The 24,390-nt window shown below is 67.9% G+C and carries 24 protein-coding genes; 12 read left to right on the forward strand and 12 right to left on the reverse strand.

Annotated features, from left to right (window positions below; translation table 11 throughout):
• Positions 1–48: 48 nt before the first annotated feature.
• On the forward strand, positions 49–2,265 hold the full coding sequence (locus Y958_RS29475) for a catalase (RefSeq protein ID WP_244909750.1): 2,217 nt from the start codon (positions 49–51) through the stop codon (positions 2,263–2,265).
• Between the two features lie 5 nt (positions 2,266–2,270).
• Here the strand turns inward: Y958_RS29475 and Y958_RS29480 are convergent, their stop codons facing one another.
• The 5 genes from Y958_RS29480 to Y958_RS29500 all read right to left on the reverse strand — a co-directional run bounded on the left by Y958_RS29480 (position 2,271) and on the right by Y958_RS29500 (position 4,293).
• Entirely contained in the window at positions 2,271–2,498 is a 228-nt protein-coding gene (locus Y958_RS29480) for a hypothetical protein (RefSeq protein WP_088875488.1), read from the reverse strand.
• Between the two features lie 36 nt (positions 2,499–2,534).
• Positions 2,535–2,954: an SRPBCC family protein gene (locus tag Y958_RS29485; protein WP_088875489.1), complete on the reverse strand. Its 420-nt coding sequence runs from the start codon at positions 2,952–2,954 to the stop codon at positions 2,535–2,537.
• The gene (locus Y958_RS29490; protein ID WP_088875490.1) at positions 2,951–3,274 is read right to left on the reverse strand and encodes an ArsR/SmtB family transcription factor; all 324 of its coding nucleotides are present in this window, start codon (positions 3,272–3,274) and stop codon (positions 2,951–2,953) included. The genes Y958_RS29485 and Y958_RS29490 overlap by 4 nt, the downstream gene beginning before the upstream one ends.
• Before the next feature lie 91 nt (positions 3,275–3,365).
• The gene (locus tag Y958_RS29495) at positions 3,366–3,560 is read right to left on the reverse strand and encodes a NepR family anti-sigma factor (protein ID WP_088875491.1); all 195 of its coding nucleotides are present in this window, start codon (positions 3,558–3,560) and stop codon (positions 3,366–3,368) included.
• 169 nt (positions 3,561–3,729) lie between these two features.
• On the reverse strand, positions 3,730–4,293 hold the full coding sequence (locus Y958_RS29500) for a sigma factor-like helix-turn-helix DNA-binding protein (protein WP_088875492.1): 564 nt from the start codon (positions 4,291–4,293) through the stop codon (positions 3,730–3,732).
• 349 nt (positions 4,294–4,642) lie between these two features.
• Here Y958_RS29500 and Y958_RS29505 point away from each other — a divergent pair, with 349 nt between their 5' ends.
• The 6 genes from Y958_RS29505 (at position 4,643) to Y958_RS29530 (ending at position 10,526) form a co-directional block, all read left to right on the forward strand.
• Entirely contained in the window at positions 4,643–5,260 is a 618-nt protein-coding gene (locus Y958_RS29505; protein WP_088875493.1) for a sigma-70 family RNA polymerase sigma factor, read from the forward strand.
• Positions 5,261–5,366: 106 nt separating this feature from the next.
• Entirely contained in the window at positions 5,367–5,993 is a 627-nt protein-coding gene (locus Y958_RS29510) for a (2Fe-2S)-binding protein (RefSeq protein WP_186291667.1), read from the forward strand.
• A 4-nt stretch (positions 5,994–5,997) separates the two neighbouring features.
• The gene (locus tag Y958_RS29515) at positions 5,998–7,026 is read left to right on the forward strand and encodes an FAD binding domain-containing protein (RefSeq protein ID WP_088875494.1); all 1,029 of its coding nucleotides are present in this window, start codon (positions 5,998–6,000) and stop codon (positions 7,024–7,026) included.
• A gap of 55 nt (positions 7,027–7,081) precedes the next feature.
• On the forward strand, positions 7,082–9,346 hold the full coding sequence (locus tag Y958_RS29520; protein ID WP_244909751.1) for a xanthine dehydrogenase family protein molybdopterin-binding subunit: 2,265 nt from the start codon (positions 7,082–7,084) through the stop codon (positions 9,344–9,346).
• A 78-nt stretch (positions 9,347–9,424) separates the two neighbouring features.
• Positions 9,425–9,928, forward strand: a complete 504-nt coding sequence (locus Y958_RS29525) for a YciE/YciF ferroxidase family protein (protein WP_088875781.1) — start codon at positions 9,425–9,427, stop codon at positions 9,926–9,928.
• A gap of 187 nt (positions 9,929–10,115) precedes the next feature.
• The gene (locus Y958_RS29530; protein ID WP_088875496.1) at positions 10,116–10,526 is read left to right on the forward strand and encodes a PRC-barrel domain-containing protein; all 411 of its coding nucleotides are present in this window, start codon (positions 10,116–10,118) and stop codon (positions 10,524–10,526) included.
• Between the two features lie 67 nt (positions 10,527–10,593).
• Here the strand turns inward: Y958_RS29530 and Y958_RS29535 are convergent, their stop codons facing one another.
• A complete protein-coding gene (locus Y958_RS29535) occupies positions 10,594–10,833 on the reverse strand; it encodes a hypothetical protein (RefSeq protein WP_088875497.1) in 240 nt (79 codons plus the stop codon).
• 201 nt (positions 10,834–11,034) lie between these two features.
• Between Y958_RS29535 and Y958_RS29540 the strand changes: the two genes are divergently transcribed.
• Genes Y958_RS29540 through Y958_RS29550 form a run of 3 tightly spaced genes read left to right on the forward strand, consistent with a single transcriptional unit; the run spans position 11,035 to position 15,036 of the window.
• Positions 11,035–11,859, forward strand: a complete 825-nt coding sequence (locus Y958_RS29540) for a gluconate 2-dehydrogenase subunit 3 family protein (RefSeq protein WP_088875498.1) — start codon at positions 11,035–11,037, stop codon at positions 11,857–11,859.
• Positions 11,852–13,618, forward strand: a complete 1,767-nt coding sequence (locus Y958_RS29545; protein WP_088875499.1) for a GMC family oxidoreductase — start codon at positions 11,852–11,854, stop codon at positions 13,616–13,618. Before Y958_RS29540 ends, Y958_RS29545 begins: the two co-directional genes overlap by 8 nt.
• The gene (locus Y958_RS29550) at positions 13,615–15,036 is read left to right on the forward strand and encodes a c-type cytochrome (protein WP_088875500.1); all 1,422 of its coding nucleotides are present in this window, start codon (positions 13,615–13,617) and stop codon (positions 15,034–15,036) included. Before Y958_RS29545 ends, Y958_RS29550 begins: the two co-directional genes overlap by 4 nt.
• A gap of 36 nt (positions 15,037–15,072) precedes the next feature.
• On the opposite strand, the gene Y958_RS29555 is transcribed toward Y958_RS29550, so the two are convergent.
• From Y958_RS29555 to ubiT, 4 genes are all read right to left on the reverse strand, one after another.
• The gene (locus Y958_RS29555) at positions 15,073–15,330 is read right to left on the reverse strand and encodes a YlcI/YnfO family protein (RefSeq protein ID WP_088875501.1); all 258 of its coding nucleotides are present in this window, start codon (positions 15,328–15,330) and stop codon (positions 15,073–15,075) included.
• Positions 15,331–15,499: 169 nt separating this feature from the next.
• Positions 15,500–16,417 carry a ubiquinone anaerobic biosynthesis protein UbiV gene (gene ubiV / locus Y958_RS29560; protein ID WP_088875782.1) on the reverse strand — a complete coding sequence of 306 codons (918 nt, stop codon included), beginning with the start codon at positions 16,415–16,417 and terminating at the stop codon, positions 15,500–15,502.
• A gap of 15 nt (positions 16,418–16,432) precedes the next feature.
• A complete protein-coding gene (gene ubiU / locus Y958_RS29565; protein ID WP_088875502.1) occupies positions 16,433–17,428 on the reverse strand; it encodes a ubiquinone anaerobic biosynthesis protein UbiU in 996 nt (331 codons plus the stop codon).
• Positions 17,425–18,036 carry a ubiquinone anaerobic biosynthesis accessory factor UbiT gene (ubiT, locus tag Y958_RS29570; RefSeq protein WP_088875503.1) on the reverse strand — a complete coding sequence of 204 codons (612 nt, stop codon included), beginning with the start codon at positions 18,034–18,036 and terminating at the stop codon, positions 17,425–17,427. Before ubiT ends, ubiU begins: the two co-directional genes overlap by 4 nt.
• A 159-nt stretch (positions 18,037–18,195) precedes the next feature.
• On the opposite strand from ubiT, the gene Y958_RS29575 reads away from it, so the two are divergent.
• Positions 18,196–19,203 carry an MBL fold metallo-hydrolase gene (locus tag Y958_RS29575; protein WP_088875504.1) on the forward strand — a complete coding sequence of 336 codons (1,008 nt, stop codon included), beginning with the start codon at positions 18,196–18,198 and terminating at the stop codon, positions 19,201–19,203.
• Positions 19,204–19,281: 78 nt separating this feature from the next.
• Here Y958_RS29575 and Y958_RS29580 read toward each other — a convergent pair whose 3' ends face one another.
• Complete coding sequence (locus Y958_RS29580; protein WP_244909752.1) at positions 19,282–21,261, reverse strand: serine hydrolase domain-containing protein; 1,980 nt, start codon at positions 21,259–21,261, stop codon at positions 19,282–19,284.
• Between the two features lie 17 nt (positions 21,262–21,278).
• Entirely contained in the window at positions 21,279–23,489 is a 2,211-nt protein-coding gene (locus Y958_RS29585) for a TonB-dependent receptor (RefSeq protein ID WP_186291668.1), read from the reverse strand.
• Positions 23,490–23,703: 214 nt separating this feature from the next.
• On the opposite strand from Y958_RS29585, the gene Y958_RS29590 reads away from it, so the two are divergent.
• Entirely contained in the window at positions 23,704–24,363 is a 660-nt protein-coding gene (locus Y958_RS29590) for a helix-turn-helix domain-containing protein (RefSeq protein ID WP_211098837.1), read from the forward strand.
• The last annotated feature ends 27 nt before the right edge of the window (positions 24,364–24,390 follow it).

Raw genomic sequence — 24,390 nt, forward strand, 5'->3', positions numbered from 1 at the left:
TCCCGCCAAAGCCGTCCCCCCAAAGCCAGCCTGCCGAAGAGGAAGCCCATGTCCGACACCCGTTACGACGACACGCCCGTGCGCCCGGTGCCGCCCACGCCCAGCCCCATCCCGGATGCGCTGGCCCAGCCGGCGGCCAAGCCCGCGATGCCCAGCGTGCCCTTCGTCGGCGGTGACACGGCCAAGCAGCGGGACCTGGCCTCGGATAGCCAGGAGGCGGGGTCGGCGCTGACCACCAACCAGGGTCTGAAGGTCAGCGACGACCAGAATTCGTTGCGCGCCGGGCCCCGGGGGCCGACGCTGATGGAAGATTTCCATCTGCGGGAGAAGATCACCCACTTCGACCACGAACGCATCCCGGAGCGGGTGGTGCACGCCCGGGGTGCCGCCGCCCACGGCATCTTCCAGGTGTATGAGCCGCTGACCGACCTCACCACCGCCGCGCCCTTCCAGGACCCGGCCAAGGAGACGCCGGTGTTCGTGCGCTTTTCCACCGTGGCGGGGTCGCGCGGGTCGGCCGACACGGTCCGCGACGTGCGCGGCTTCGCCGTCAAGTTCTATACGGAGGAAGGCGTCTGGGATCTGGTGGGCAACAACATGCCCGTCTTCTTCATCCAGGACGCCGTCAAGTTCCCCGACCTGATCCATGCGGTGAAGCCGGAGCCGCATAACGAGATCCCGCAGGCCCAGTCGGCGCATGATACCTTCTGGGATTTCGTGTCGCTGACCCCGGAGTCCGCCCACATGCTGATGTGGGTGATGAGCGACCGGGCGATCCCCCGCAGCTACGCCACCATGGAAGGATTCGGCGTCCACACCTTCCGCCTGGTGAATGCCGAGGGGAAGGCGCGTTTCGTCAAGTTCCATTGGAAGCCGCTGAAGGGCATTTTCAGCCAGGTGTGGGACGAGGCGCAGAAGACCGCTGGCAAGGATCCCGACTTCCACCGCCGCGACTTGTTCGACGCCATCGAGCGCGGCGATTTCCCGCAATGGGAACTGGGCCTGCAGGTCATCGAGGAGGAGGACGAGTTCAAATACGGCGTCGACATCCTGGACCCCACCAAGATCATCCCGGAAGAGATGGTGCCGGTGCGCCGGGTGGGCCTGATGACCCTGACGGCCAACCCCGGCAACTTCTTCGCCGAAACCGAACAGGTGGCCTTTCACGTCGGCCACGTCGTGCCCGGCATCGACTTCACCAATGATCCGCTGCTGCAGGGGCGCCTGTTCTCCTATCTTGATACCCAGCTGCGCCGCGTGGGCCCGAACTTCGCCGAGCTGCCCATCAACCGGCCGCTGCAGCGGGTGGACAACAACCAGCGCGACGGCATGGGCCGCCGGCAGATCAACCGGGGCCGCGTGGCCTATTTCCCCAACGGCCTGGCCCACGGCTGCCCCATGCATTCACCCGAGGCCGCCGATGCCTTCCGCAGCTATGCTGAGAAGGTGGACGGCGCGAAGATCCGCGTGCGCAGCGACAGCTTCGGGGACCATTTCAGCCAGGCCACCTTGTTCTGGAACAGCATGGCGGGTTGGGAGAAGGACCACATCGTCGCCGCCTTCTCCTTCGAGCTGAACCAGTGCACCGACGTGGTGGTGCGCCAGCGGGTGATGGATGCGATCCTGAGCAACATCGCGCTGGAATTGGCGCAGGGCGTGGCCGCCCGGACAGGCATTCCGTTGCCGGAGGCCCGGGTGCATCCGGCGGCAGCGGGCCGGCCCAACGCCGATCTTCCTGACGCCGGTCTTAGGGTCGGCCGCTCACCGGCGCTCAGCATGGACCGGGTGGCGGAAGACATCCGCGGCCGCAAGGTGGCGGTGCTGGTGGACAAGGGCGTCAGCGCCGAACAGCTGACCATCATCCAGGAGACGCTGATGGATGAGGAGGCGATCGTGGAGGTGGTGGCTCCCACCGCCGGCACGGTGCAGGGCGGCGACGGCGTCCTGGTGCCTGTCACGCGCGCCGCGCCCAACGCCCCGTCGGTGGTTTATGACGCGGTGATGGTGCCGGGTGGGGCGGACACCAGCGCCCTACAGGCCAGCGGCCTGATCCGCCATTTCCTCAACGAGGCCTTCCTGCATGGCAAGCCCATCGCCGCCATCGGCACGGGCGAACAGGTGCTGGCAGCCGCCAACCTGCCCACCGCGCTGAAGGAAGAGGGGGTCATCACCGGCGAGACACTGGAGGACACGTTGACCCTGTTCGTCGAGGCCATGCGCCGCCATCGTTTCCCCCAGCGGAACGTCGCGCCGGTGCCCGCGTGAGGCGCCTAGCCGCTCACGCGCTGCACATCCGCGCGGCCCCGGCCGACATAGGGCAGCGCGAACAGGTAGAGGCCGGAGGCCAGCAGCAGGATCAGCGGGACCAGGGCCAGCAACCCGACCCAGGCGGCCGGTTGCTGGCCCCCGCCCATGACCGCCATATAGGTGATGACACCGCCGGTGAAGGCGATGGAAAGCCAGCGGTGAAGCTGACGGATGCTTTTGGCCCAGTTCATTGGAAAAACCTCCCTTGTTCCTGTCGGGCTTGGATTTCAGACGGGGATACCGGCCAGGATTTGCTCCAGCTTGGCCAGGAACTGGGTCCAGCCGTACTGGGCGCCGCGATAGGCCTGTTCTTGGTCCGGACGGAAACCGGCCTGTTCCATGCGCAGGCGGGTGCCCGTGGCCGACGGCGTCAGTGTCCAGGTGACGACGCTGTCCAGCCCCATGGCCACCCAGCTGTAGGACAGGGTCCGGTGCGGCTCGACCTCCAGCACCATGCACTCCACGGAACCCCAGTCGCCCCGGAAGTCGAAGCGGTGGCCCACCGCGGCCTGGAAATCGTTCTTCATCAGCCATTCCGCCAGCAGGTGCGGCTGGGTCAGGGCACGCCAGATTTTCTCCGGCGGATAAGGCACCTCGCGCTCGATGACGACGGAACGTGTTTGGGGGGCGGTCGCAGGGGCGGTCATTGATCCATCCTTTTCAGCAAATCTTCCAGGGCGTCGAAGCGGCCGTCCCAGAAGCTGGCCATCTGCTGGGTCCAGTCGGCCAGCGGGGCCAGGGCCTTGGGTTGCGCGCTGTAATGGGTTTGGCGGCCTTCCGGCCGGTCACGCACCAGGCCGGCCTGTTTCAGAGCGGCCAGATGCTTGGAGACGGCGGGTTGGGAAACGCCGGCATGTGCCGTCAACGCCGCCACGGTCTGTTCCCCCCGGCGGCACAATTGCTCAAAAATTCCCCGGCGGGTCGGGTCGGCCAGTGTCCGGAACAGGAGGTCGGGGTTTTGGGGCATAGAATCATAACCGATCAGTTATGAATCAATTCATAGCTGATCGGTTATAAATGAGTCAAGGCGCGAAACGCGGCCTGGCCTGGCCGCCGCCTCAGTGCTTGCGGTTTTTCTGATGCAGCTTGTCCACCAGGTCCAACAGATGTTGGGGCACGGGCTCCGCCGCCTCATCCTCGAACATCTCGCGCAGTCCCCGGTCAAGCACGGTCTGCGGGCCGGGCGGCATCGGACGGGTGCTGGCCGTCAGCAGCGATCGCTTGCCGTTCGGGGCCTTCGGCTGCTTGGTCATGACGGATCCCCTGGATGCGGCCCCGGTGATCGGGCCTTGTTTGGGCCGGCGCGCCCTGGCGCCCGCATGTCCCCCGACAGCTGGAACAACTTTCGTGATCAAAGGCTACGCCGCCGGTGCAGCCAGCTTAATGGAGCCGCCTGCGGCCAGTCACCCCCTGAAGCGTGTTTTATTGCAAGCCGGCGCCCCAGCCGGCGGGAGGGGCGTCGGCGGGATGACGGAGGGAAGCGTGGGCATGCGACGGCATATTGCCCGCCTGAGGAAGCCGTATGGTCATGTCGTCCTCCAGCATCAGCACGCCCGACCGCAGGCCGTCACGGAAGGCCTTGCGGGCCAGCTTGATCTGGTGTTCCACCTCGTCCAGCGGCAGGCCCAGAATCCAGGCGGTCTCACCGGCTGTGAAGCCTTCCACCGCCGTCAGCAGCAAGGCCTCGCGTCGTTCGCATGGCAGGGTGCGCAACAGGGCGCCTGGGCCCATGGTTTCGGGCACGGGGCCCTCGTCCCCCAATTCCAGATGGCCGCCGGCATAGATGCGGTGGAACAGACGGAACAGCGTGCTGCGGTCGGCGTCCGGCCCCAGGATATCCACACCATCCTGCACCAGCGTTTCCAACACCATGCGGACGTAGGCGTCGCCGCTGATGGCGCTGCCAGTCAATGCCCGGGCATAGCGGCGCAGGCAGGGTAGCTGTTCGGTGATGAGGTCGGCGGGGGCGCTGCTGTGTGCCGGCATGATCTGCGTCGCTCCTCTCTATCTGGCAATCTGGTTTCCGAACCTGCCGACCGGCGTGAAAGTTTCCTGGCCCCTGGAAACTTTCGACGCACGTTTTCGCGCTAGGGCGCATGCCATAATGAATTCGTTTGGTATAGGCGCTTCCGCCTACGACATATACGTGTTCATGGCACAATAGAGACGTCCGACCCCTCCCGGAAAATCCGACCACGACTCAGTTTTATGGGTCTATGCTTTCAACGCGTGCCGCAGAAAGCGCCGCGAAAATCTCAAATCAACCCGAAGACCTCATCCATCCGATTCTCGAGGATCCCGTTTTCCTTGAGAGAATCTTGATACGGGGCAGATTATGCCATCTGATTTACTATCGACCGACCTGCCAGTGGGTGCGCTGAACACGGACAAGCGGGAACCGGAATTTCGTGACGAGGTGTTGCGCCTGTTGCCCGCGCTGCGCGCCTTCGCCCGGTCGCTGACCAGCAACGCTGCCGATACCGACGACCTGGTCCAGGACTGCGTGGTGCGCGCCTGGTCGCATGCCGACCAGTTCACGCCCGGCACGAACCTGCGGGCCTGGCTGTTCACCATCCTGCGTAACCGCCACTATTCCATCGCCAAGCGCCGCCAACGCGAGGTGGCCGATCCGGACGGCTTTCACACCGGCCGCATGATGATGGAGCCGGCGCAGGAATGGGGCATTACCGGGCGTGAGCTGAAGGTGGCCCTAGCCGCCCTGCCGGAGGACCAGCGCGAGGCGCTGATCCTGGTGGGCGGTGCCGGCGTCAGCTATGAAGAGGCGGCGGAGATCTGCGGCTGCGCCCTGGGCACCATCAAAAGCCGCGTGAACCGGGCGCGCACCAAGCTTGCTGGCTTGATGGGTCTGCCCAATCGCGTCGTCGCCCTGAGCGCCACCACCCTGCCGGCCGGTGCCGACGCGACCTCCACGACCCAATGGACGCGGCACTAGGAGACCCATGGCATCGATGCCGCGGAACCCGAGGATGCCGCGGAACCAAGTCGCGCCCACGCCGTTCCCCATCCGAGCCCTCCCACCCGAGCCGGGATGCCGCGCCATGCCTGACCGTTCCCAATCCGCTGCCGTGAACCGCCGCCATTTCCTGGCCGCCGTCGGGGGGGCCGCGGCGGGGGGCGCCACCACCCTGCCGGGCACCGGGGACGCGGCGGCCGCGCCGGCGGCTGAGGCGGCCAAATCCAGTGACCCCCGTGTGCCCCACACCGTCACCCTCACGATCAACGGCCAGGACCACCAGTTGAGCCTGGACGCCCGTGCCAGCCTGCTCGACACGCTGCGGGACCGGCTGGGCCTGACGGGCACCAAGAAGGGCTGTGATCACGGCCAGTGTGGCGCCTGCACCGTGCTGGTCGACGGCCGGCGGGAACTGTCTTGCCTGCGGCTGGCGGTCATGGCCCAGGGGCGCCAGGTGACCACCATCGAGGGCCTGGCGCCGGACCCCCACACCCTGCACCCCATGCAACAGGCCTTCATCGACCATGACGCCTTCCAGTGCGGGTATTGCACGCCGGGGCAGATCCTGTCGGCCGTCGCCTGCGTCAAGGAGGGGCATGCCGGCGATGACGACCAGATACGGGAATACATGAGCGGCAACATCTGCCGCTGCGCCGCCTATCCCAACATCGTCGCCGCCATCCGCCAGGCGAAGACCGAGATGGGGGCGTAGCGACATGCAGCCTTTCCTGTTCGATCGCGCCGGCAGCGTGGCCGAGGCCCTGCGCGCCGTTTCCGACGCCACCGTCATCGCCGGCGGGACCAACCTGGTCGATTACATGCGCCTGGGTGTCGTGTCACCCAAGCGCGTGGTGGACATCAATGGCCTGAACCGGGAGACGGCGGCGCTGGGCCGTATCACCCTGGATCATCAGGGCCTGCGCCTCGGGGCCCTGGTCCGCATGGCGGAGGCGGAGGATCACCCTGGCATCCGCGCCCACTATCCCGTGCTGGCCGACAGCTTGGCCCTGGCCGCCAGCCGGCAGATCCGCACCATGGCCAGCCTGGGCGGCAACCTTCTGCAACGCACCCGCTGTGAGTATTTCCGCGAGGCGTCCTGGCCCTGCAACAAGCGCCGGCCCGGGTCCGGCTGCGCCGCGCTGGACGGCCTGAACCGCCAGCACGCCGTGCTGGGCACCAGCGACGCCTGCATCGCGACATATCCGGGCGACATGGCCCAGGCCCTGCTGGTCCTGGATGCCCAGGTGGAGCTGACGGGCCCGGGCGGCGTTCGCCTGATGCCGGTGGCCAAGGTCCACCGCCAGCCGGGCGCCACACCCTATCTTGAAACGACGCTGGCCCCGGATGAGCTGATTACCGCTTTGGTGGTGCCTGCCAGCCCCTGGTCTTGGCGGTCGCGCTACGTCAAGGTGCGCGACCGGCGCTCCTTCGCCTTCGCCTTGGCCTCGGCGGCCGTGGCGCTGGACCTGGAAGGTGATCGCGTGAAACAGGCGCGCATCGCGCTGGGCGGTGTCGCCACCGTGCCCTGGCGGGCGGAGGCGGCGGAGGTCGCTTTGGTGGGCAAACCCCTGGACCAGACCACCGCCCGCGCCGCCGCCGTTGCCGCTTTCGCCGGCGCCCGCACCCGTGCGCACAACGCCTTCAAGGTGCCCCTCGGCCAGGAGGTGCTGGTGCAGGCGTTGCTGCAGGCCGGCGCGCTTCAACCGCCACCGCCGACCACGCGAAACGGGGTGACCCATGCCTGACGCCGTGCCGCCGCCCCCAGGGCAGCCGTTCCCTGGAAACCCATCTCCTGAAAACATGGGCGCACCCGTCGCCCGCATCGATGGCCGGCTGAAGGTGACGGGCCAGGCCCGCTATCCGGCCGATACCCCCCTGCACAACCTGGCCCACGGGGTGATGGTGACCAGCACCATCGCGCGCGGCCGCATCCGCAGCCTGGACACCACGGCGGCGGCCTCAGTTCCCGGTGTGCTGCTGGTGCTGACGCGAGACCAGGCCCAAGGCCAACTGACCGCGCCCAAGTTCGGCACCGGCGGCAGCACGTCCATCCAGCCGCTGAATGAAGAGCGGATTTGGCACGACGGCCAGACGGTGGCCATCGTCGTGGCCGAGACGCCGGAGGTCGCGCGAGAGGCGGCTGATCTGGTGGCCATCACCTACGATCACGACACGCCCAGCGCCGGCTTCGACGCCAGCGGTGTGGAAATCGTGGATGGCGCCGGCGCCAGCCCGATGTACCCCGAGGACCCCAAGGCCGGCGATTTCGACACGGCGTTCAAGGCGGCGCCGGTGGTGCTGGACGCGACCTACAACACCGCCGCCCAGCATCACAACCCCATGGAATTGTTCTCGACCACGGCGGAATGGAACGATGGCCAGCTGACGGTGTACGAGCCCAGCCAGTTCGTGGCGGGATGGCGGGCGCAACTGGCCAAGCAGCTGGACATGGACGCGGCCAACATCCGCGTGGTCAGCGAATATATCGGCGGCGCCTTTGGCTCCAAGGGTCCCATGACGCCACGCACCGCCGCCGTGGCCCTGGCCGCCAAGCTGGTGAAGCGGCCGGTGCGGTGCGTCTGCGCCCGTGCCCAGGGCTACACCACCGCTACCTTCCGGGCCGAGACGCGGCAGCGCATCCGCATGGGCGCCGGCCGCGACGGCAAGATCCGCGCCTTCAGCCATGAGGGGTGGGAGCTGACGTCACGCCCCGACGACTATGTCGTGGGCGGTACCGAGACCACGGCGCGCCTGTATGCCTATGGCGCCGTGCACACCAAGGTGCAACTGGTGAAGGCCGACCGCAACACGCCGGGCTATATGCGTTCCCCGCCGGAGACGCCCTATGTCTTCGGGCTGGAGTGCGCCATGGACGAGATGGCGGAGAAGCTGGGACTGGACCCGGTGGAATTCCGGCGCGTCAACGATACCCAGGCCGACCCGGTCAGCGGCAAGCGCTACACCAGCCGGTCACTGATGCGGTGTTATGATGAGGCCGCCGCCGCCTTCGGCTGGCAGCGCCGCCTGGATGCCGGCGTGTGGAAGACGGGCGCGATGCGGGAGGGCGATTGGCTGGTGGGCCTGGGTTGCGCCACCGCCGTCTATCCAACCCAGGTGGCACCCTGCGCCGCGCGGGTGCGCCTGACGGCCGACGGCAAGGCCCTGCTGCAGACGTCGGCGCACGAAATCGGCACGGGCGTGCGGACTGTCGCCGCCCAGACCGCCGCGCAGGCGCTGGGCCTGAGCGTCGAGGACGTGACGGTGGAAATGGGCGACAGCGCCCTGCCGGCGGGCCCGGTCGCCGGCGGGTCGGTCAGCACGGCCAGCGTCTGCTCCGCCGTGCTGAAGGCCTGCGGCGCCATTCGCGACAAGCTCTACCGGGCCGCGACCGTCAACAGCGGCCCTCCGGCCACGCCGGAAAGCTTCACCCTGCGCGATGGCATGGCCGTGCTGGACAGCGGCCGGTCAGCACCGCTGAGCGCCCTGCTTCAGAAGCTGGGCACGACACAGCTGGAGGAATATGCCGAGTTCGCGCCCGAAGGCTCGGCCCCCGGGGCGGTTGAACAGCTGCGGCAGGGCAATCCCGGCATCATGGGCGGGGCCAAGGGCCCGGTGCTGATGTACGCCTTCGGGGCGGAGTTCGTGGAGGTGCGGGTGCACGCCCGCACGGGCGAGATCCGGGTGCCGCGCATGGTGGGCGCCTTCGCCGCTGGCCGCATCATGAACCCGCGCACCGCCCGCAGCCAGCTGATGGGCGGCATGATCTGGGGTCTGGGCGCCGCGCTGCATGAGATGACGGAAATCGATCCACGCCATGCCCGCACCGTCAATCGGGACCTGCAGGATTACCTGTTGCCCGTGAACGCGGATGTGGAGGGGGTGGAGGTCATCCTGGTGCCGGAAACCGATACCGAGGTGAATCCAGCCGGCGTGAAGGGCCTGGGTGAACTGGGCAATGTCGGTACCTCCTCCGCCATCGCCAGCGCCATCTACCATGCCACGGGCCGGCGTCTGCGCGACATTCCCATGCGCCTGGACACGCTGCTTCAGTTGCAGCAGACATGAACTTTCGGAACAAAAACGTGCAGATCCGTGTTCAAGGCGGTGGACGGGGAATCCCGCCCGCATGCGGAGGATACGGCCATGGGCATGTTCACCAAGGACATCGAAACGCTGCACGATTTGTTCGTGTACCAGTTGAAGGACATTTACTACGCCGAGCGTCGCATCGCGAGAGCACTGCCCAAGATGGCCGCGCGCGCGGCAGACCTTGAGCTGCGGCACGGTTTCGAGACGCACGCGCGTGAAACCCAGGAGCAGATTGCCAGGCTGGAACAGGTGTTCCAGATGCATGGCGCGGTACCGGAGACCGCGAAGTGTCCCTCCATCGACGGCATCATCGACGAGACCGACGACGTGGTGGGGGAGGTGGCGGACAAGGGTGTCCTGGATGCCGCCTTGGTCGCCGCTGCCCAATCGGTCGAGCATTACGAAATCGCGCGGTATGGCACCCTGGTCGCTTGGGCCCAGATGCTGGGCCGGGCGGACAGCGCCGAACTGCTGCGCCTCAGCCTGGATGAGGAAAAGGCCACGGACGAGTGGCTGACCATGCTGGCCAAGACGCGGCTGAACCGGGCCGCGGCCTGACGCCGCATCAATGCTGGGCCGTTAACGCCTGGGGCATTTATGGGGCGGACGATCCCTATCGGGAACCACGGGCGCTTTCGATTGTTGTTCAAGCGGTTAGCAAAAACCGCCTTGCAACAACCGGGCGGCCCGCCCAGGCGCCCTGCGCCTTCTGGGAAAGCGGCCCGCCCCAACTGGAGGAGTTACCATGAAACGCGCCAATCTGTTCCTGGCTGCCGCCTTGGGTGTGTCGGCGCTGGGCACCGCCGTTGTCCTGCCCGCCGCCCCGACCCTGGCGCAGGGCACCACCCAGCGCATCGCCACCACCAAGGTGGACGTGGCCACCGTGGCCACCGGCCACCGCTCGTCCAAGATCGTGGGCGCCAAGGTGGTGAACGACCAGAACGATACCGTCGGCACGGTCGACGACCTGATCATCTCGCCCAGGGACAGCGTGCCCTACGCCATCCTGTCCGTGGGCGGTTTCCTGGGTGTGGGCGACCGTCTGGTGGCCATCCCTTACAGCGCCCTGCAGATCACCGATGACAAGATCGAGCTGCCCGGCGGCAACAAGGACGCGCTGAAGAACCAGCCGGCGTTCCATTACGCCAAGAGCTAACGACGCCTGGCATCCGAAGCCAAGAAGGCCCCGCGGGAGGGACATCCTTCCCGCGGGGCTTTCGTATTCAGCGCCGGCGGCTGCCGAAGATGAAGCCCAGCACCACGCCAAAGGCGGTATAGGCCACGGGCGCGCTGGTCAGCAGGTCGGTCAGCTTCGTGCCCGACGGGCGCTGGGCCTGCTTGCGTGGGGGCGGGGCCTCGCCCGTGCCGTGATAGGCGCCCTCCGCCAGCTGCTCCAGCTTGGTGCGGGGCCGCGGGCGAGGCGGTTCGGGGGAGGGGTGGGGCGGCGGCGTGAAAGAAGCCATGGGGGTTCCTCCTTGGTTACTGATCGAAGGGCGTTTTCCGCCCGTCTTGAATTGAGGGAACCGCTGCCTCATCCGCCCTGTTCCGTCCTGCCCGCATTTCGGCGGGAACCAATGCCGGGCTGGCGCATTGGCTTGCGGACCGGCTGCGGGACGGCCGTGCGCCCCGACGTGATGGTGCCAGCCAAATGGTGGAGAGGGTTTATGGAGACCAAACTCAGCCGGCGCGGCCTGTTGGGCGTCGGCCTGGCCGCCGGTGCCGCCGGCGCCCTGCCGTTGGCCGCACCCGGCGCGCCGGAGCAATCCGCCCGGGGCGGTGCCGCAGGTCCGGACATCCGGGGCGACATGCCGTGGCAGGAAGGGGCGGCGGATGCGCCGTTTTCGGCCGATCGCCGGGCTGGCTACATCTATTTCACGGCGGCGGAGGCCGCCTTTGTCGAGGCGGCGGTGGGGCGCCTGATCCCCGCCGATGAATTGGGTGGTGGGGCCATCGAGGCGGCCGTGCCACTGTTCATCGATCGCCAGCTGGATGGCGAATACGGCCATGCCAGCCGCTGGTACATGCAGGGACCCTGGGCACCGCCGTTGAAGACCCAGGGCTATCAAAGCCGCATGACCCCGGCGGAGGTGTACCGCTCCGCCATCCGTGCCATCGACGACGTGGTGGCCAAACAGCACGGCGGCGCGTCCTTCGCCAAGCTGCCGCCCGACCAGCAGGACGCGGTGCTGAAGGGCCTGGAATCGAACGAGCTGACCATCGAGGGCGTGGACACCAAGGTGTTCTTCACCCTGCTGCTGCAGAACACCATCGAGGGCTTTTTCAGCGACCCTGTCTACGGCGGTAACAAGGACATGATCGGCTGGCGCCTGATCGGCTTTCCCGGCGCCCGCTACGACCATGGGCCCTTCGTGGAGCGTCACAACCAACCCTATCCCCTGCCGCCCGTCGGTATCACCGGCCGCCCCGGCTGGACCCCGCGCGACGAGGACGGCCAGCCCAAGGAAGTGGGAACCAGGACCCATGTCTGAGAAATTGCCCTCCGTTGACGTGCTGGTGGTGGGGTTCGGCTGGACCGGCGCCATCGTGGCCCAGGAATTGACCGACGCCGGCCTGAATGTCCTGGCGCTGGAGCGGGGCAAGTGGCGGGACACGCCCACCGACTTCGCCCCCACCTTCGCCCAGGATGAGCTGCGCTACATGTGGCGGCACGCGTTGTTCGAGAACCTGGCGCACAACACGCTGACCATCCGCAACAACACCAGCCAGACGGCGCTGCCCATGCGCGTGATGGGGTCGTTCCTGCCGGGGACGGGGGTGGGGGGTTCCGGCGTACACTGGAACGGGCAGACATGGCGCTTCCTGCCCAGCGACCTCGAGGTGCGCAGCCATGTCACGCGGCGCTATGGCGCCAAGGCCATTCCCGCCGACATGACCATCCAGGACTTCGGCGTCACCTATGACGACCTGGAACCGCACTACGACCGCTTCGAGTACCTCTGCGGCACCTCGGGCACGGCGGGCAACCTGAACGGCCAAATCCAGGCGGGCGGCAACCCGTTCGAAGGTGCCCGCAAGCGGGCCTATCCCACCCCCGCCATGCGCCAGGCCTATGCCCCCACGCTGTTCGCGGAGGCCGCCGCCAAGCTCGGCTACCACCCTTTCCCGCAGCCGTCCTCCAACCTGTCGGAGGCCTATACCAACCCTTTGGGCGTGCAATTGGGGCCCTGCACCTATTGCGGTTTCTGCGAGAAGTTCGGCTGCGGCAACTATTCCAAGGCCACGGCGCAGACGACCATCCTGCCCGTGCTCATGCGCAAGCCCAACTTCACCCTGCGCACGGAGGCGGAGGCGCTGATGATCAACCGGGACAGCACGGGCAAGCGGGCGGTCAGCGTCACCTATGTCGACGCCCAGGGGCGGGAGTTCGAACAGCCGGCCGACCTGATCTTCCTGGGCACCTACGCCCTCAACAATGTCCGCCTGCTGCTGCTGTCGGGCATCGGCACGCCGTATGACCCGCGGACCGGGCAGGGCGTGGTGGGACGTAACTACGCCTACCAGCGCACCTCCTTCGTGAACGCCTTCTTCGATGACAAGATCCTGAACCCCTTCATCGGGGCGGGCGCCCACGGCATGCACATCGACGACTTCAACGGCGATAATTTCGACCATGGCGGCCTGGGTTTCCTGGGCGGGGGTTATTTCGGGGTGCTGCAGACCGGCGCCCGGCCCATCGAAACCCACCCGGTGCCGGAGGGCACACCCACCTGGGGCGGGGCCTGGAAGAAAGCGGTGGCCGCCAACTACCTCAAGACCACCACCATCTCCACCCACGGCGGGGTGATGAGCCATCGCGGCAACTACCTGGACCTGGACCCGACATACCGGGACGTCTACGGCCGGCCGCTGCTGCGCATGACCTTCGACTACACCGACAATGAACAGAAGATGGCCCACTACATCACCGACCGCGCGGCCGACGTCGCTCGCGCCATGGGCCCGCGCGAGATCAAGGTGGTGTATCGCGACGGCTCCTGGGACGTGGTGCCCTACCAGACCACCCACAACACCGGCGGTGCCATCATGGGCGCCGATCCCAAGACCAGCATGGTCAACCGCTATCTGCAAAGCTGGGACGTCAGCAACCTGTTCGTCATGGGGGCCAGCGCCTTTCCCCAGAACCCAGGCTACAACCCCACCGGTACGGTGGCGGCGCTGGCCTACTGGTCGCTGAAGGCGGTGCGCGAACAGTACCTGAAATCCCCCGGGCCCCTGGTGCACACGTGAGGGCCCCCCTGCAGCGCGCGCTTGTGACCGGGCTGCTGAGCCTGGGCATCCTGGTGGCCACCCTGTCGCTGGTGGCCATTGGCCTCAGCGGTATTGCCAACGGCCAGCCGCCGTCCGCCACGTCCGGCCCCTATCCGCCAGTGAAAGATCCGGATGTGGCGAAAGGGTATTACGTGGCGGTTCAGGGTGATTGCGTCGGCTGCCACACCGTGCCAGGCGGCCTGCCATTCGCCGGCGGACGCCCCCTGGTGACACCCTTCGGCACCATCTATTCCGCCAACATCACGCCGGACAAGGATGCCGGCATCGGGCGTTGGTCAGCGGACGACTTCTACCGCGCCCTGCATGAGGGCAAGGCGCCGGATGGCCATCTTTACCCGGCCTTCCCCTACAACTATTACACCCGCATCGGCCGGGCTGATTCCGACGCGCTGTTCGCCTATCTGCGCAGCCTGCCGCCATCGCCCAACCGGTCGCCGCGCAATGATCTGCCGTTTCCGTTCAACATCCGCGCCCTGATGATGGGCTGGAACCTTCTGTTCTTGGATGTGGGGGAGTACAAGCCCGATCCCGCCAAGTCCGCGGCCTGGAACCGCGGCGCCTACCTGGTGGAGGGGCCGGGCCACTGCGCCGCCTGCCATACGCCCAAGAACCTCTTCGGCGCCCCGCGCACCAGCCGCGACTATCACGGTGGGGATATCGGCAACGGCTGGTACGCGCCGGACATCACCCCCAACAAGCGCACCGGCATCGGGGGGTGGAGCGACGAGGAGCTGTTCCAGTACCTGAAGACCGGCCGCAACGTCCATGCCAATGCCGCCGCTGACATGGGGGAAGTGGTCGCCTATTCCACGTCGCGCATGACCGACGACGACGTGCGCGCCATCATCGCCTATCTGCGCGACCGGCCGGCGCGGGCCGACGACAGCCCTGAAAAGCCGGACCCCGCCGTCATGAAGGCGGGGGAGGCCGTCTATATCGACACCTGCGCCGCCTGCCACCGTATGGACGGCGCGGGCTCCATGGCCATGTTCCCCCGCCTGCCCGGCAGCCCGAACCTGCAGCAACCCAACCCCGGCACGCTCATCCGTGTCTTGCTGGTGGGCAGCCGCAGCCTGCCGACCGACGCGCGGCCGACACCGACGTCCATGCCGGCCTTCAACTGGAAACTCAGGGACGAACAGATCGCCGCCGTGGCCACCTATGTCCGCAACAGCTGGGGCAACGCGGCGGCGCCGGTGGATGTCGACACGGTGACCAAGATGCGCAAGGCCCTGGGCGCCGACCGCCGCACCTTACCGGATGGCTTCCCCACCGATATGCATCATCCCAACCCGGAAACCGTCTCCAGCCCCCACACCGACAGTCGGCAGAACGGGACGGACCAGGCGGGGACGGCGGCGCTGGGGCAGCCGTGACGGTTCTTCAGCCTCCGCGTTGGTAGAGACCTGGACTTATTCCTTCCCAGGAAGCTCGTCGCCCGGTCGCGGGGGTTCACCTCCGCCACGCGTCATTAGGGCCCTGAACGCGGCGCGGTCACCCTGTCCACGCCGTTCGGTGAAAAAGGCCGCCGTTCGCAGGGCCGCCAACTTTTCCGCCACGGCGGTCGCGACAAACTGGTTTAGGCTGGTGCCGTCCTCGGCCGCCAAGCGTTCCACCTCCGCTTTCACAGATGCAGGCAGCCGTAGCGGATAGGTTGAAATCTTGGTCATGCTCTGATCCTTTGCAATGCGTCCCCCGGCTTCAGCAAGGGCATCCCGAAGCGGTGGGCGGCTGGTAAGAAATCTCTCTGGTTGAACAATTGAGGACGCCAAAGAAACCACGGCTCAATCGGTTCAACCAAATCCACAAGCCGGTTAAGAACACAATCGCAGTCCCGTCCTAAATCACCGCCGCCCGGTAGGCCATGCCTTCCACCCCGCGCAGGAAGCCATTGCTGAAGCGCCGGCCGGGGCAGAGGTCGCGCAGGCGGTCGCGGGCCGGGGTCACCGGAAGAGTGCCATCCAGCACGGCGTGGAAGGTCTCGGCCACGGCCACCATGTCGCAGTCTTGGGGCGACAGGCGGAAGCGATCCACCCCCAGCGACCGCAGGCGGTGTAGGTCGCCCAGCAGGTCCAGATAGCTGCCCGACAGGGTCTGCACCCCATTCACCGCCAGAAAGGGGGCGCCGTCCAGGGTGTCCAGGTCCATGCCGTCGGGGTGCTTCTCACACACGTAGCGGCAGCCGTCCTTGTGCAGGCCGTGGGCGCGGGCGTGGTAGCAGCGGGCAGAGATGGCCAGCGGCAGGCGGCCGAAGGCTTGCACCTCAAGCTGGGTGCCCGTCGCCATGGCGGCCCCCGCCAACGCCCCGATGGCGTCGGCCGTCAGCTCCCCCGGCAGACACACCCGGGTGGCGCCCTGGCGGGCCATCAGTTCCAGGGTGCTGGGATTGTAGACGGCCACCAGCGGGCCGATGGCATGCGGTCGACCGGCGCAGGCTGCCACGGCGGTCAGGTCGTTGGCTTCCACCAGGAAGTCTTCGCTAGCGGCCAGATCCATGACGCCCTGGCGTTCCCGCGCCTGCATGACCAGCGCCAGGCTGCCCAGCACCACTTCCTTGCCGGCCCGCCGCAGGCGTTCCGCCACCTCAGGGATATGGCTGTCGAAGAAGGGGGCGCGCTTGGAGCAGACCACCTCACCCAGGACGACGGTGTCGACCGGCGCCTCATCGGCAATGCGAGCGTAGAAGTCGCGCCGCCGTGCAGCCGGCCAGTGGAAGTGCAAGGGGCCCAGGGTCAGCTTGGGACGTTCGACGCTCATGATCATCCTCCCCGCTCAGCGCCAGCGCCGGTCGTAGGCGCCGGCGGTGGCGCGGCCGCCTTCCATTTCGCTGGCCAAATCCGGCACGGTGAAGCCGCCGGCCACGGCCGCGTCGATGGCGCGGCGGAACTCGCCCACCACACGGGCGACATAGGCGCGGCCCCGCTGCCGCCCCTCGATCTTCAACGCCCGCACCCCGGCCTTGATCAGGCCGGGAATATGGTCGGCGGCGTTCAGCGACGTCGGTTCCTCGAACAGGTAGCCGGTGGTGGCGTTGGCGCGGAACCGGCCCTTGCACAAGGTGGGATAGCCGGCGGGCGCGCCCGCCGGGTGGCGGTCGATGGTGACATTCCCCAGCCGGGCGGTGACGTCGCCACCGGGCTCGCGTCGGAACTGCACCGCGCCGGCGGGTGAACAGACGCCGTGGGTGTTGGGCGACTGGCCGGTGACATAGCTGGACAGCTGGCAGCGCCCCTCCGCCATCACGCACATGCCGCCGAAGGCGAACACCTCCGTTTCCACCGGCGCCACCGCCGCCGTCAGTTCCGTCACCTCCGCCAGGGTCAGCACGCGGGGCAGCACCACGCGCTGCACGCCGAAGGTCTGGGCCAGATAGCGGATGGCCTCGGGCGTGGAGGCGGCGGCCTGGACGGACAAGTGCAGGCGGAGGGAGGGGTGCGTGGCCTGCGCGTAGGCCAGCAAGCCCAGGTCGGCCAAGATGACCGCGTCGGCCCCGGCCTCGGCCGCGTTGTCCACGGCGCGGTGCCAGGCGGCCTCTTCCCCCGCCCGGGGGAAGGTGTTGATGGCGATGTAGAGCGACCGGCCGGCCTTGTGGGTGCGGGCGACGGCGGCGCGCATCTCCACCGGGCTGAAATTCAGGCCGGGGAAGTTGCGGGCGTTGGTGGCGTCGGCGAAACCGCAATAGACGGCATCGGCGCCAGCCTCCACCGCCGCGTCCAATGCCGCCGGCGTTCCGGCGGGGCAGACGAGGGAGAGGGGAGAGGCCGTCATGGCTGAACCTCCGCCACCGCCAGGGCGACGGGTTGATGCGCGGCACGCGCCATCAGATGCAGTAGGCCGTCGACATCGCCGTACCAACGCCGCGCCATAGTGAGGACGCGCCGGGGCAGGCGGGCCGCCAGATCGCGCTCCAGCGCGATGTCCGCGCCGTCCACGGCATTGCGCAGGATCAGCACCGCCTCCATGTCGCCCTCGATCATCAGCTGCCGGCTGAAGAACAGGGAGTCGCCGTCGACACGACCCTCCAGCAAGGCCAGCAGCGCCGCCAGGGGCGCCCGCAGCGTGGCGGCCGCTGGGGGTAGAGTGCTGCCATCGGCGATGGGCCACAGGCCGGGCCGCGTGCCTGCCGGCCGCAGCAGGAAGCGCACCGGCAGGTCGCTGGGATCGACCAGGAAGGCCCGCTCCCCCAGCACCGCCAGGCGCTGGAACACCGGTTCATGGCGCCGCCGCAGGCGGTCGAAGGCCATCTGCGACAGGCGCGCGGCCACGGGTCCGGCCAGCGGGCGGCCCAACAGCGGCAGGGGCGGCAGGACACGCGCCGCCAGCCCGGCCAGCAGTACGGGCGACAAGGGGGGCGGATCGGTCGGGTCGAGACTCACGGGGGTGACATCCAATTAGGGTGGGTCGCGAGACTGTGGGCGTCACCGGCCGGGGATGTCGTTGACATGGCACAATAATGAAGGGGTGCCGCCTTGAAACGGCGCCGCCCCGTGCCGATACAAGGGAAGGTTCTTGCCACGCAACAATGCGGACGCCGAATGCCTGGGAATCCCTATTACGCCGGTCCTGTGACGGACCATTTCGACGGTGTCCGCTTTTTCAATCCCGGCCAAGCCCCGACCGACCGCAGCCTGGGGGAGATTCTGCGCTGGCGCTGGGGCGGGAAGCGGCCGGTGTGGCCTACGGCGGCGGCGGGGCGGCAGGTGCGCCCGGCGGCGCGTGTGCATGGCCTGGCGGTCACCATGATCGGCCACGCCAGCGTGCTGATCCAGGTGGCGGGGCTGAACCTGCTGGTGGATCCGGTCTGGTCGGAACGGGTCAGCCCCTTCCAATGGCTGGGGCCGCGCCGCGTCAACCGGCCGGGTGTCGCCTTCGAGGATCTGCCGCCTATCGATGCGGTGCTACTGACCCACAACCATTACGACCATCTGGACGTGGGCACCCTGCGGCGGCTGTGGGCCACCCACCGTCCCCGCATCGTAGCACCCCTGGGCAATGATCGTGTGGTGGCGCGCGAGGTGGGGGCCCTGCCGGTGGAGACGGGCGATTGGGGCGATACGGTCGCGCTGGGCCCCGCCGTCACCGCCTGCTTCCATCCCGCCTATCACTGGTCGGCGCGCCGGCTGGGCGACCGGCGCATGGCGCTGTGGTGCGGCTTTGTGCTGCGCACGCCGGCGGGCCCGGTCTATGTGGCAGGGGACACCGGCTATGGCGACGGCGCTATCTTTCGCCAGGTGAGACAGCACCATGGCGAGCCCGCCGTCGCCATCCTGCCCATCGGCGCCTACGCCCCCCGCTGGTTCATGAAGCAGCAGCACTGCGATCCGGCGGAGGCCGTGCGCATCCTGGCCGACTGCGGCGCCCGCCAGGGGCTGGCCGTGCATTGGGGCACCTTTCCCCTATCGGATGAGGAACGGCTGGCCCCGCCGCAGGAACTGGCCCAGGCGCTGGCGTTGGAAGGCGTGGCGGCCCACCGCTTTCGCGCGCTGGAGCCAGGGGACGTCTGGATCGACCCAGGCCAGGACTCCCCGAACCAGGACGATTGATCGTCCATTGCCGCCCGCCTTGAAAAAAGAAGCCGGCCGGGACCATGATCCCGGCCGGCCTTCAGTGCCCTGACGAACTCAGAAGTTTAGCGTGGCCGTCAGCAGCTTGACGTTGATGGCAGCCCAGACGAAGAAGACCAACGACAGAGCCACCAGCACCGCCCAGGCGGTAGCCCAGGGCCGGCGGCCGCCCCGGGTGGCGATGTCGTAGGCGTTCCAGGCGGCGGCTACGGTGCCGGCGATGGTGGCCAGCAACACCAGCTGCATCAGGCGCATCCAGATGTCCAGCCGGCCGTCCAGGGCGTCCACGCCGTGGTTGATGACCGACAGCATGATCCCCCAGCCCAGGACGAAGACCAGGACCAGCCAGGCCGCGGCCCGCGTGGCGCGGTGCAGGATCAGCGCCCGGCCGGTGATGCCGGGGTTGTAGCGGTAGCGGCGGCGCACCAGGGCGACGACGGGCCAGGACAGGGCGGTCAGGGCCAGCACGCCCAGGGCCACCGCCATCACCGGCGTGATCCAGCCGGCGTTCAGCGAGCCCGGCGCCGGCACGAACTCGATGATGGGGGCGTAGGCGCCGATGGAGAACATGACCACCTTGCCCTCCTTCACCACGGCCGCCAGGCGCTCCTTGCCCTCGGCGTCCTGCCACAGCCAGGGGCCGATCTCGCGCCAGCGCTTCGGCACCCGGGCGGCGTCCAGCAGGGCGGAGACGGTGATGGTGTCGTCATCGTTCGCCACGATCTGGGCCTCGCCCAGCAGGCTGAACAGGCGCATGAAGTTGGTTTCGGAACCGCGGCTGCTGACATAGTGCCCGGCCATGACCTGGGCATGCTCCTTGGCGGTGGGGGCCGTGGGCAGCTCGGGCTTGGGCTGGGGGAAATAGCGGTCCGCGAAGTCGACGAAGACATGCTCGCGCAGCACATGGGCGGCAGCCTCGCGCCCCGCGCTGTTGAAGGACATGTAGAGGCCGACGCCATCGTCGATGAACAGGTGCAGGTCGGAATGGAAGACGTCGGTGTCGCCACCGTGGCCGACGATGCGGTGGCCGTTGCGGTCCTCATGATAGAAGCCCAGCCCCATGGCGGGCAGGCCGGGGTAGGGGGTGTTGGCGTTGGCGTACATCTGCTCGGCCGTCGCCTTGTCCAGCAGCGGCCCGCCATGGGCCAGGTGCGCGATCATGAACTGCGCCATGTCGGCCCCGGTGGCGGACAGGGCGCCCGCCGGCGACATGTCGATGATCTCGAACGGCTGCGGGTCTTTGGACGCCTGCTCATAACCCTTGGACATCCCTGCGGCCAGGTTGGCCGGCAGCGGCTGGACGAAGGTGGAATGCTGCATGCCCAGGGGCGTGAAGATGTGGTTCTGGATGTATTGGGCGAAGGGCTCGCCCGACACCCGCTCCACGATATAGCCCGCCATCGAGGCGCCGTAGTTGGAATAGGCCGGGATTTGTCCCGGGGCGTAGATGCGCGTGGGCACCCAGCGCTTCATGGCCTCACCCAGCGGCTTGGCCAGCTTGGGGTCGTTGAGCAGCAGGTACTTGGCCGTCTCCTCGAACCCGGGGGTGTGCGTCATGATGTGGCGCAGCGTGATGGGTTTGCCGAAGGCCGGCGGAATCTTGTAGTCCAGGTAGTCGTTGACGTCCCGGTCCAGGTCCAGCTTGCCGGCCTGCACCTGCTGCATCACCGCCGTCCAGGTGAACAGCTTGGAGATGGAGCCGGGGCGGAACAGGGTGCCGGCGGGGTCCACCGGCTTCTTCTCCTTCACGTCGGCATAGCCGAAGCCGCGCTGGGTCAGCACCTGGCCGTCCTTCACCACCACCACCACCGCGCCGGCGATGTCGCCGGTCTGCAGGGCGTAGGGCATGTAACCGTCCAGCCAGGTGTCCACGTCCGCCTTGGTCAGCGTGGACGCGGGCGCCGGGGCCGAGGCCGGCGCCTCGCTGGCCGCCGGCACCTGGGCGGGTGGGGTCGGCTTGAGATCGGCGGGCGACTGCGCCGCGGCCGGCAGGGCCAGGGCGGTCATGAGAAGCGCTAAGAGGCGAACCTTCCACATCGTGTTCTGTCCTTGCCTTAGAAACGATAGCCGAGCGTGGCCCCGAAGGAACGGGGGCGCACGATGGCCGCGGTGACATTGCCATCCAGGGCCGACCCGGCCGCGCCCACATCCAGGATGCCACGGCTGTCGGTCAGGTTGCGCACGAAGGCATCGATCCGGTACCCGTCGAAGGTGACGCCGGCATGGGCGTCCACCTGGCTGTAGGCGCTGAGGTGCCGCTGGCCGTAGCTGGTGTCGAAGGCCGACAGCCGATCGCCGGTGTAGCGCCAGCTGAAACCGGCGATGCCGTCCACCGTCTCGCTCAGCGGCCGCTGGTATTCCACCGCCAGGGTGGAGGAGAAGCGGGCGGTGTAGGGCAGGCGGTCGCCCTTCAGCCCGCCCACCAGGGGCGGCGCGTCGCTGGTCAGGGTGGCGTCGACGAAGGCGCCGTTCAGCGACACGGTCAGGCCGGTCAGCGGCCGCATCGTGACCGAGGCCTCGATACCCTGGCTGCGGGCGGTGCCGCCGTTGATGTTGACGCCGTAGTCGTCGACCGAACTGAACAGCTGGATGTTGTCCCAGTCGATGTAGAAGCCGGTCAGTTCCAGCGACAGCTTGCGGTTCAGCAGTTCCGACTTCACCCCGATCTCATAATTGGTGGTGGTGTCGGCGCCGAACTGGTGGGGGACGGCGTCCGGCGCCCCAGGCGGCAGCACGTTGGGGCCACCGGGACGATAGCCCTTGGCCACCCGCACATAGATCGTGGTGTCCTCATTGGGCTTGAACGACGGCGCCACGGAATAGGTGAACACCCCGTCCGAGGAATGGGCGGTGTAGTCGGAATCGCCGGCCAGGGGGCCGCTGCTGATCTGCACCGCGTCCTGTTCGTTATGGCTGTAGCGGCCGCCGAAGGTCAGGTCGAACTGGTCGTTGAGGTGGACGGTGCCGCTGGCGAAGCCGGCATATTCCTCGTACCGCGAAGCCAGGTTGGCCAGCGCCAGGCCGGAGAAGTCGGCGATGCGGGCGCCGCTGGCGCCGTCCACACCGTCGATGATCTGGTTGATGGCGTTGCGCTCACGTGTGTAGAAGCCGCCCACCGTCCATTCCAGCCAGCCGGTGTCGGTGGAAGCCAGGCGCACTTCCTCCGTCAGGCGGCGCTGCTGCACCTGCTGCACCTGGGAGGCGCCCAGCGGCACGCCGAAGGCCCCCGTCAACACGTCGCCATACAGGCCGCTCGCGTCCTCCAACGCGTTCTGATAGAGCGAGCTGTAGCTGGTGGAGGACAACAGCTGCACCGGACCGAAGTCGTAACTGCCGGTCAGGTTGTAGACGCGGTACTGCATGTCGCTGGGCTGGGCGACCACACGGGCCTGCATGTAGTCGCCCAGCACCGGTTTCAGGGTGAGGGGGTCGACGTCGACCTGGTTGGTGCCGTTGCTTTCCAGGTTCTGCAATACCACCGAGGCCCGCAGGCTCAGCGCCTCGGTGGGCTTGAACAGGGCGGAGACGCGGCCGCCGTAGGTGCGGCCGTCATTGATGTCTTTCTCATGCTGGTCGTCGATGAAGCCCGGGTCGCGGCGGTAGAAGCCGCTGGCCCGCACGGCCAGTGTATCGGCCAGCGGCACGTTGACCGAAGCCCGACCGGACCAGCCGGTGTCGCCATGGGCCACGTCCTCGGTGCTCAGCTCCGCAGCCGCGTGCACCGCGTCCGTGCTGGGCGCCACCGTCACGTACTTGATCAGGCCGCCCAGGGAATTGGCACCGTACAGCGTGCCTTGGGGGCCGCGCAGCACCTCCACCCGCTCCAGGTCCGAGGGGTCCAGGTCGGGGGTCAGGATGGCGCCGTTGGCCAGGGAGGTGGCGGAGCCGTAGGGCGTTTCGTCCACATACGTCGCCACGGTGGCGCCCACGCCACCGGTGTTGATGCCGCGCAGGATCAGCCGCGCCTGGCCCGCCTGGGTTTCCACCAGGGCCGCGCTAGGCACCCGGGTGAAAAAGTCGTCCAGCCGGTCTGCGTGGGCTTGCTGCAGCGCCTCCGCCGACACGGCGGAGACCGACTGCGGCACGTCGATCAGGCGCTCCGTCCGTTTCTGCGCCGTGACGACGATCTCCGCCAGCATGTCGGCCGAGTCCGCCGGCGCCGCCGTTGGCGACCCCGCGTCCGGTGCCTGTTGCGCCCGCGCGCCGGCGCTGATGGCCAAGGCCGCCACGCCCGCGCAGAGGAATGCCCTGGTTCCCCGCTTCATTTCCCGATCTCCCTGATCGTTATGTTGGGCCCATGATGGCATGTGTTTCAGATTTGGCAACAGTGTTTCTGCAACACGAATGCTTCTGTGCCGCGACGCTGGTTTTCTCCAGGCGGCTGGTGCACCTTGGATGATGAAACGCTCGGAAACGCCTATGGGAAACGTGGAACGCGGGGCTGGGCTGCCGGGCTTGGAGAATGAGGGAGGGGAAGGCATGGCCAAATCCGCACCGGACCGGGCGCATCCGGCGCTGGCCCTGCGGGCGGCGCGGATCAAGCAGGGACTGACGCTGCGCGCCCTGGCAGCCCGCATCGGCATGCCCTTCTCCACCCTGTCCAAGCTTGAGAACGGCAAGATGGAGATGACCTACGACAAGCTGCTGCGCCTGGCGCAGGGGCTGGGCGTGGACATCGGCACCCTGGTCAGCAGCCCAGGGCCGGAGGCCGAGCCGCCGGCGGCCGGCGGCCGCCGCAGCGTTTCCCGCGCCGGCCGGTCGCCAGGCGCCACCTCGGACGTGCACGCCCACCAGTATCCGGCGGCTGACCTGCTGGGCAAGCTGATGGTCCCCATCATCATCGAGGTGCGGGCCCGCAGCGTGGCTGAGATGGGCGGCATGGTGCGCCATTCGGGCGAGGAATACCTATACGTCCTGTCCGGCGCTATGGAACTGCACTCCGACCTTTACGCGCCGCTGCGGCTGGAGGCGGGCGATTCGGTCTATTTCGACAGCGGCATGAGCCACGTCTATGTGCGGGTGAGCGAGGAGACATGCCGCGTGCTGTCGGTCTGCGCCGGGCCCGGAATCCAGCGTCTGGCCCAATCCGCGGCCAAGGCGTGGAAGCTGTCGCCGGCCACGGACGAGGAAACGGTTTGACACACTGTTTCCGATATTGAAACACCC

The organism is Nitrospirillum viridazoti CBAmc, assembly GCF_000730165.1.
Classification (GTDB): Bacteria; Pseudomonadota; Alphaproteobacteria; order Azospirillales; family Azospirillaceae; genus Nitrospirillum; species Nitrospirillum viridazoti.